Annotated in this window: 6 protein-coding genes; 3 read left to right on the top strand and 3 right to left on the bottom strand. The window is 59.2% G+C overall.

Annotated elements, in window-relative coordinates:
• The 3 genes from R6U20_RS11365 to R6U20_RS11355 all read left to right on the top strand — a co-directional run.
• Window positions 1-717: TolB family protein (locus R6U20_RS11365; RefSeq protein WP_410337976.1), on the top strand; the 717-nt coding region annotated here is incomplete at its 5' end.
• A 255-nt stretch (window positions 718-972) separates the two neighbouring features.
• On the top strand, window positions 973-1,326 hold the full coding sequence (locus R6U20_RS11360) for a TolB family protein (RefSeq protein WP_410337975.1): 354 nt from the start codon (window positions 973-975) through the stop codon (window positions 1,324-1,326).
• 944 nt (window positions 1,327-2,270) lie between these two features.
• Window positions 2,271-4,697, top strand: a complete 2,427-nt coding sequence (locus R6U20_RS11355) for a S8 family serine peptidase (RefSeq protein ID WP_410337974.1) — start codon at window positions 2,271-2,273, stop codon at window positions 4,695-4,697.
• Between the two features lie 797 nt (window positions 4,698-5,494).
• Here R6U20_RS11355 and prmA read toward each other — a convergent pair.
• From prmA to R6U20_RS11340, 3 genes are all read right to left on the bottom strand, one after another.
• Entirely contained in the window at window positions 5,495-6,355 is an 861-nt protein-coding gene (gene prmA, locus R6U20_RS11350; RefSeq protein WP_410337973.1) for a 50S ribosomal protein L11 methyltransferase, read from the bottom strand.
• Between the two features lie 5 nt (window positions 6,356-6,360).
• Window positions 6,361-7,113, bottom strand: a complete 753-nt coding sequence (gene ubiE / locus R6U20_RS11345; RefSeq protein WP_410337972.1) for a bifunctional demethylmenaquinone methyltransferase/2-methoxy-6-polyprenyl-1,4-benzoquinol methylase UbiE — start codon at window positions 7,111-7,113, stop codon at window positions 6,361-6,363.
• Window positions 7,114-7,207: 94 nt separating this feature from the next.
• On the bottom strand, window positions 7,208-7,609 hold a 402-nt coding region (locus R6U20_RS11340), incomplete at its 5' end, for a 6-phosphofructokinase (protein WP_410337971.1).

Genomic DNA, 7,609 nt, shown 5'->3' with positions numbered 1-7,609 from the left:
GGAACTGAGCGTCAGCAGGTATTAGCTGGATCAAGCCTCTACGGCGACTGGTCCCCGGATGGGGATAGCCTTGTTTTCGAGGCAGGGGCCCAGATCTATAAAGCTGCTTTTAAAGAAGGCGTTGTGGATACCTCCAGTGTTGTGCAACTTTCTCGCCCTAATCGGCGATGTTTCTTTCCTGATTGGGGGTCGAATGGGGAACGAATTGCATATGACAACACGAACTGCGGGACGGCTGCAAACCCTACTCCTGATTCGTGCGGAATCTATATGATAACGAGTGAAAGGAGACAGGGGACAAAAGTCGCGGGAGGAAGATATCCTAACTGGTCACCGAGTGGCCACTATCTCATCTATACAGGACTACGCAAAGAAATTTTCCGTATCAACACTGGGGAAGAGCAACAGACACGGCTAACGTCGTTGAATCAGGAGAATGAAAGCGCTGCTGATATTCGATATCCGAGATTTTCCCCAAGTCGGGAAGAGATCGTCGTCCAGATCAATTCCCAAGTTTGGACTATGAACGCCGACGGCTCTAATCAACGGGCATTAACCACAATCGAAAATCGATGGTGGTCAGCAGGTCAGCCCGACTGGTCTCCAGATGGAGAGCGCATTGTTTACATTGGCTCAGAGCACACCATTTGGGTCATGGACGCTGACGGGTCCAACAAAGAGCAACTCACCACTCGACCGGAAGGCCCCGTCGGGTAGGACGGGGAACGCATTGCCTTCTCCGCAGGAGACATCTACACCATTCGCCCAGACGGCTCGGACCTGCGGCGCGTAACGTCATTCGGCAGTTCTTTCCATCCGCGATGGTCTCCTGGTAGTAACACACTAACGTTTGGTAGGTCCGGCAACCAAGAAGAGGTAGGAATATGGTTTGCCCACCTCACCGACTCAACCTTTACCAAATTCGGATTTGGAGCTACTCCAGCTGATTGGTCCCCGTCTGGCGAACGGCTTGTGTATGATAAGACTCAGATTTTCATCGCTGATACGAGCCGAGCCGACTCGACCAAGCTTACAAACAACGAATTTGTCGATAACCGCTATCCGGATTGGAGTACGAATGGCGAATGGATTGCTTGGGCGCCGATAACTGATGGCGGGTCTGAAATCTGGGTAATGCGGAGCGACGGCAGCGAGCAGCAGAAGCTCATTGACCGCGGCCGTGAACCAGCCTGGGCACCTGACTCGGAGCGCATCGTGTTCTCCAGACCTGCATCTGATAGTGACTACACCGCTCTCTGGACGATCCGCCGCGACGGCTCGGAGCTGCGCCAGATCACCGATCCTTCTCGCAATCCGTTGAACTGACCTCTTTTTCCAATGCCTTGCCTCTCCCAACGACTCATATCACTGCTCGTAGCTCTTTCGGTACTCATGGTGCTGGGGGGCTGTGGCTTGTTTCAAGATGAACCGGCCGGTTCTCCTGGCGAGTCAATCTCCTACGAGTGGGTGGAACGGGGCCACGGGGTCCAGGTCCATGAAGCCCAAACCCAGGTCTTCCGCGACAGCCTAACCTGGGCCCAGTTTTGGGATGAATACGTTACGCTGCGCGATCAAAACCATGAGCTCTATCCTCCTCCCTCTGTCGATTTTGACCGTCGAATCATCATCGGAGTGTATTGGGGTTACTTTTATACGGGCTGCAGGGTCATAGACCGAATCGAGGCAATTGAAGGGATTTACGACACTGGGGACCGGATCGTGGTGGAGATTGGGGCAGTCCCCGACCTGGGTGTATGCCGAACAATGGTATTGCCAACGCAAGTAGTAACCATTCCGCTCACGGACAAGCCCGTAGAGTTTACCGGCAAGGTGCCCGAGCAGCGGTACGAGCCCACATCTGACTCGCAGCGAGCACCGCAACAAATACCATAATTCATCAAACAGTTATCGAATCATGAAAAACTCGGCCCCTGCGATAACGCAGGCTCGCGCGCAGTCTCCGGCAGGGAGGCACGAAGCGAGGACGGGCAGGTCGGCCGAGCCATATACGCACAATCACAATCACCACAATCACAGGTACTATGACTATGCGCACACTTTTTCTAGCAACCCTCTTTTTGAGCCTCTGTTTCACTACGCCTCTTCGCGCACAAGAAGGACCGCCCGACTCACCCGTAGAGCAACAGGTCATCGTAATGTTCGAAACGGACACGGCCACGCTCCCTGACGGTGCAACCCAGGCCGAAATCGGCCAAGCGGAGTTGCCGGGCCAGGTCAAGGGATTATTACAACAGGCAAGAGCCCAAAGTATGGCAAAAGGATTTCCTGATTTTCGCCGTGCCGACACCCTGCGCGTTCTGGAGAACGAGCGTACGTACCGGGTGCCGGACTACACGAATCTTTTTGTAATCACACTCCCCCCTAATGCCAATCGCGATTCAGTGGTTGCTCGGCTAAATCGCTTGCCTGAGTGGGTCCAGTACGCTGAGAAGAACCAGCAGCCCGATCCTCGACTCTCTTCTGAAAGTCGATCGCAGACGGTCTCTCTCGATGCCGGAAGGGCAACCGACGAGGTAATTCCTCCGGATCAAGACGATTTCGACAAACAGTGGGGACTTCGCAACACCAGTGGCCCTGATATTGGGGCAACCGAAGCATGGAGTTACACCACAGGAAGCAGCAACACTACTATTGGTATCGTTGATAGTGGAGTTGAGGCGACCCACGTTGACCTTTCAGACAAAGTCAGCGGGTTCACCAATCCCAGTGTTGATCATGGCACATCTGTGGCCGGAGTCGCTGCAGCAAAGGGCGACAACCCTGCAGGAAAGGTTGCCGGAGTGGATTGGCACGCCAAAATCCATTCTGAACCACTTGGTGGACTCGTCGGCACAGCCCAGTCCATCGATAATGCTGTGACGGCTGGGGCTTCCGTAATTAACAATAGCTGGGGGTTCGCCGATCAATCGACAACACTTACACAGGCACTCCGTAGCGCGTATGAGGCTGATGTTCTTCTCGTACATGCGAATCCATACAAGTCAGGCCCCCCTGCTCAAACGTCTTCTTATCCCAATAATGTGGGGCCCTGGATAGTCAACGTAGGTGCAATGGATCAGAGCGGAGCGGCTTCATCGTACACGGCATCACGTTCATTTACGGATGTGGGAGCTCCTGGAGATGATATCCGCACGACCGTATTGGGTAGTGACCATGATGATAAAACTGGCACTTCATTCGCAGCCCCTTTTGTAACAGGCACGGCCAGTCTGCTACTGGCTGCCGAGCCGAGCCTTCGGGCCTACGACATTGAGCACATTTTGAAACGAACAGCGCAGAGCTACGGCAGTGGCCACGACCCAGAGGTCGGCTACGGAATGATCGATGCCCACGAAGCAGTTAAACGCGTCAGCGATCCATACGAGGTGAGCCACGGCCCAGCCTCCTTCACAAAAATCCGCGAGGATGCGCTTAGGAGTTTTCCAAATGGCTTTGTTAAAGAGAACGGCATCAGCTACGGCGCGGGCAATTACATTTGCGATGTGTATGAGCTAAGCGCGTCGGCCTCCTCCCCCGAGTTCTATTACGAGGACACCCCCTGGTTCTGGCTGCCCGTCACCGAACAGGGATTCTCGGCAGCCAATCCCAACGACGGAAGTCGGTACCTCTCCAAATCAGTATCGGAAAGCTCGGCCGAGGCAACAACCTACTTCTACTACGTCAAGTCAAACGTCAATGGACAGGAGATTGGGTGGGTCCCATTCGATCCCACAGTGCACAAGCGAAACGGGAGCTTCGAGTACACCGTCATTGGCGAACCAGGAGGAACACCGCCTCCACCTCCCCTCGAAGTCACCCTCTCCGGCCCAGGCACTGTAAACAGCGGCCAATCCGGCACCTGGACGGCCGATGTCGAAGGCGGTGAAGGATCGACCAGCTATAGTTGGGGCGTGCGGGAACCCGGCTCGATCAACTGGACGCAGAAGTTCTGCTCGGGCCCCTCCTGCTCGCATACGTTCTCAAACTTCGATGACCAGATCCAGGATGGAGCGGTTCGTGTGAGTGTCACCCGAGGATCCGAAACCGTGCAAGCCGACCAGACGGTGTTCGTCTCTCCCGACTGCGCCGACAACGTATTCCTCTGCCCGGCGACACAGATCGCCGAGGTGAGCTCGTTTGAAGCCGCCCCCCAGGGCGAGTCGGCCCAGCTGGCGTGGACGACTACCGGCTCGATGGGCGAGGGCACCTTCCGTGTGCAGCACCGCGCCGATAGCACTGCCACGTGGAGCGACCTCCAGACCGTCGAGGTGGCAGAGAGGACGCCGGTTGACTCTACCGATGCGCCAACCTACCAGATTGAAACTGACGCGCTCGCGCCGGGCACCCACCAGTTTCGGCTGCAGTGGGCCGCGGGTGGCGAGACGGCGCTCCTGTCGGATGTCGTAGAGGCAGAGATCACGCTGGAGGATCCGTACCGGCTGCGGGCGTATCCAAACCCGGCGGGGGCGCAGATGACCGTGGAAAGTGCGGTCAAGGAGCGTCAGCACGTGCGGGTGCAGATCTACGATGTGCTCGGGCGGCGCGTTACGACCGTCTACGACGGCCCGATGGCGCCAAACGAGGTGAAGCGCTTCACCGTGCAGCCCGGAGCCGACGGTCTGAGCAGCGGGACGTACTTCCTGCGCATGACCGGAGAGCAGTTCCAGACCACCACGCGCATTAGCGTCGTGCGGTAGGCGTAAACGCTGGACATGTTGGATGTAGCGTATAGGGACGCCCCGGCACCGACCGGGCGTCCCTACGTTTTGTGGGGCCGTTACCGTGAAGGCTCTGTAGGACTATGAAATCAGCAGCCGTACGTTGTGTTTTATCATCAGAGGATTTCCATAGCCGGGAATCGCCTGCATCCCCGGCGACACTGGTTGACACCTGCTTAGAAGGTACGCACCTGACGAGTTATTCGCTATTTCCGGAGCGAAAACGGGGCAGAGCCCCCCAACACGTGGGTCACGAGGCAGAGCCTCGCGACGAGTGTGAAGAGGGAAGTGGGGCGTTGCTGCATGAACAAAAGAGAACCCCCTCGTCGCATGGCTCCGCCGTGCGACGTGTGCCGTACAGGGGCTCCGCCCCGTCCTTGGGTACCTGCATCTGCATCAATGCTGTGCGAGGGATCGAAGGGGAGGTGGGGGCTCGTATCCCTTCCCTGCGCGCACCGGCTTTTGATGCGTGCCCCTGGTCCCCGGACACGCCTACAGCACGTAGCCCAAGTTCCTAAGATAGACCCACAAAAGTGTCTTAGCAGGTATATCCTCGTAACGAGAGGCTGCCGCCTTGCTCTGGATTACGATGTGAATTCGCTCCGCTCATTTCTGGATCGCGCTCGCACGCTCGCTTGTCCAGGATGAAGAGTCGGGGAGAAGGCGGTGGGTTAGTGTTTGCTCTCTACGAACGCGAGAAGCCCATCCTGACCCCCCTGCGTCCAACGGTCCCCCGTTGGACGGGCCTGGAGACGCTCCTGCGTCCCTGATACAAATCACGCCGCCGCACGCGTCAGGTGCACGGCCCACCACGGCAGGGAGGAGCGTTCGTTCGCCACGGTGAAGCCGTGCTCACGGGCGGCCTGTCGCATGGCAGGGGCGTCGTTGAGGAGGCAGCCCGCGCAGATGCAGTGCCCGCCTACGCGCAGCCGCTTGGCAAACTGCGGCATCAGGTCGATGAGCACGGCTCGGTGGATGTTCGCAAGCACAATGTCGGCGGAAGCAAGCGGCAGGTCGGCGAGGGTGCCGTGATGCACCTGCACTCGCTCGGCCACGTCGTTCTGCGCGATGTTCTCGCGGGTGTTCTCCACCGCCCATGTGTCAATGTCGATCGCATCTACGCGGGCGGCTCCGGCGCGGCAGGCGGCAATGGCCAGGATGCCGGTGCCGGTCCCTACGTCAAGCACGCGGGCTCCGTCGAAGGGCAGATTGGTCATCAGTTCCAGCACCAGGCGCGTGGTGGCGTGGTAGCCGGTGCCAAAGCTCATCTTTGGGTCGATGACAAGCGGCGGGTAGGTGTCGGGGGGAGGCGCGGCATCGGACCACGACGGACGCACGAAGAACGGTCCGATGTGCTGCGGCTCGACCGAGGCCTCCCACTCGGCGTTCCAGTTGCGCGCTGGAATCGTGTCGATGTGGAGCGCGGCCCTGGGAGCCTGTGCATCCAGCCACTCGCGCACGGCATCGGCCTTCGCCTCCCCCCAGACCGGTGCGGCAACGTACGCCCGAAACGTGTCGCCTTCAGGATGGAAGCCATGCGCCCCGTGCGCCTCCAGCAGTGTCGTCAGGGCGTCGTGGTGGGCACCGGCGCCGGTGATTGTGACCTCCACAGTCGGCGTAGCAGCGTTATCAGGCATAGGCGTTACGCAGCGTCAGGAACGCGTCCGCGATAGAGCGAGGCGATGCCGAAGGTGAGCGGCTCCCACAGCAGATCGGTGTAGCCCGTGCCGTGCAGCCGGTCGAGGAAGTCGGGGCCGTCGGGGAAGGCGGCGACGGAGTCCGGCAGGTACTGGTACGCGCCGGCATCGGGACTGAGCGTGCCGCCGATGCGCGGGAGCACGTTGCGCGAGTACCAGTCGTAGAGCGGTGCCATGAGTGCGCCCCGTGGCTGGCTAAACTCCAGCACCACGAGCACGCCACCGGGACGCAGCGTGCGGTGCATGTCTTCGAGCCCGGCATCGAGGTCCTCGAAGTTGCGCACGCCGAAGGCCACGAGCGCGGCATCGAAATAATCATCGGGAAACGGAAGATCCGCCGCATCCCCTTGAACCAGCTGAATACGCGGGCCCAGACCGCGCCGATCAAGCTTCTTCTGTCCAAAGCGCAGCATCTCGGCAGAGATGTCAACGCCGATCACCTCGCGGGGGTGGAGTTCCTCTTCAGCCATGATGGCCAGGTCGGCGGTGCCGGTGGCCATATCCATAAGCCGCGTGATGCGCTCCGGACGCAGCAGGTCGATCGCGCGGTGACGCCAGTACTGGTCGATGCCGAGGCTTAAGATGCGGTTCAGCAGGTCGTAGCGCGGGGCAATGGCATCGAACATAGCTTCGATGTGTTCGCGCTTGCCTTCGACTTCGCCAATCGGCGGGTGGCTGGCAGGGGGATGCGTGGACATAGCAGCAGAGAGCGAAAAAGTGGAGCGGGATGTACAGCGTGTTGTATCCCGTCCGCAGCGTAGAAGTGCCGGAGGACGTGGGGATCCGGCAGGCTTAGCTCAAAATCTGCGTGAGCTTCAGCAAGTCGTAATCGATGCTCTTCTTGCGGCCCCACACGTTGCGGAGCGGGGTCAGCTTCACCTCGCTGTTCACGAGGCCGACCATGACTTCGGAGTGCCCGTCGAGGAGCGCCTCGACCGCGCCTACGCCCAGGCGGCTGGCCAGGACGCGGTCGCTGGCAGTGGGCGAGCCGCCGCGTTGGATGTGGCCCAGGATGGTCGAGCGCAGGTCGATATCGTCGAATTCGCTGTCGTCTAAGAGCGCCTGCTCAATGCCACGTGCGCCACCGAGTTCGTCGCCTTCGGCGACAATGACGATGGTCGAGCGCCGCTGCGCGGACATAAGCGACAGGAGCCGTTCTTTGACGACCTCCATTTCAGTGATGGTTTCGGGGAT

Source organism: Longimonas sp., assembly GCF_046498435.1.
In the GTDB taxonomy this organism is placed as follows: Bacteria; Bacteroidota; Rhodothermia; order Rhodothermales; family Salinibacteraceae; genus Longimonas.
Note: the sequence above shows the minus strand (reverse complement) of the source record. Positions and strands in the feature narration are given on the sequence as shown.